1 rRNA gene (cut by a window edge) is annotated in these 1,351 nt (G+C 49.8%); it reads left to right on the plus strand.

Features of this window, described 5'->3' with window-relative positions:
* Positions 1–178 precede the first annotated feature (178 nt).
* A 23S ribosomal RNA gene (locus tag JNA92_RS25490) occupies positions 179–1,351 on the plus strand (it continues 1,818 nt past the right edge of the window).

Consider the following 1,351-nt stretch of genomic DNA (forward strand, 5'->3'; position numbering starts at 1 on the left):
GACTTTTGTCAGATCGTTCTTTAAAAATTCGGATATGTGATAGAAATAGACTGAACACCAGTTTCACTGCTGGTGGATCAGGCTAAGGTAAAATTTGTGAGTTCTGCTCGAAAGAGCAACATGCGAATTTTCGGCGAATGTCGTCTTCACAGTATAACCAGATTGCTTGGGGTTATATGGTCAAGTGAAGAAGCGCATACGGTGGATGCCTTGGCAGTCAGAGGCGATGAAAGACGTGGTAGCCTGCGATAAGCTTTGGGGAGTCGGCAAACAGACTGTGATCCAGAGATCTCTGAATGGGGGAACCCACTCAGCACAAGCTGAGTATCTTGTACTGAATACATAGGTGCAAGAGGCGAACCAGGGGAACTGAAACATCTAAGTACCCTGAGGAAAAGAAATCAACCGAGATTCCCTTAGTAGTGGCGAGCGAACGGGGACCAGCCCTTAAGTTGGTTTGAGATTAGTGGAACGCTCTGGAAAGTGCGGCCATAGTGGGTGATAGCCCCGTACACGAAAATCTCTTATCAATGAAATCGAGTAGGACGGAGCACGAGAAACTTTGTCTGAACATGGGGGGACCATCCTCCAAGGCTAAATACTACTGACTGACCGATAGTGAACCAGTACCGTGAGGGAAAGGCGAAAAGAACCCCGGAGAGGGGAGTGAAATAGAACCTGAAACCGTATGCGTACAAGCAGTGGGAGCCTACTTTGTTAGGTGACTGCGTACCTTTTGTATAATGGGTCAGCGACTTATATTCAGTGGCGAGCTTAACCGAATAGGGGAGGCGTAGCGAAAGCGAGTCTTAATAGGGCGTTTAGTCGCTGGGTATAGACCCGAAACCGGGCGATCTATCCATGGGCAGGTTGAAGGTTAGGTAACACTGACTGGAGGACCGAACCGACTACCGTTGAAAAGTTAGCGGATGACCTGTGGATCGGAGTGAAAGGCTAATCAAGCTCGGAGATAGCTGGTTCTCCTCGAAAGCTATTTAGGTAGCGCCTCATGTATCACTGTAGGGGGTAGAGCACTGTTTCGGCTAGGGGGTCATCCCGACTTACCAAACCGATGCAAACTCCGAATACCTACAAGTGCCGAGCATGGGAGACACACGGCGGGTGCTAACGTCCGTCGTGAAAAGGGAAACAACCCAGACCGTCAGCTAAGGTCCCAAAGTCATGGTTAAGTGGGAAACGATGTGGGAAGGCTTAGACAGCTAGGAGGTTGGCTTAGAAGCAGCCACCCTTTAAAGAAAGCGTAATAGCTCACTAGTCGAGTCGGCCTGCGCGGAAGATGTAACGGGGCTCAAACCATGCACCGAAGCTACGGGTATCACCTTTGGTGGCG

It is taken from the genome of Pseudomonas putida (assembly GCF_022627325.1).
In the GTDB taxonomy this organism is placed as follows: Bacteria; Pseudomonadota; Gammaproteobacteria; order Pseudomonadales; family Pseudomonadaceae; genus Aquipseudomonas; species Aquipseudomonas putida_X.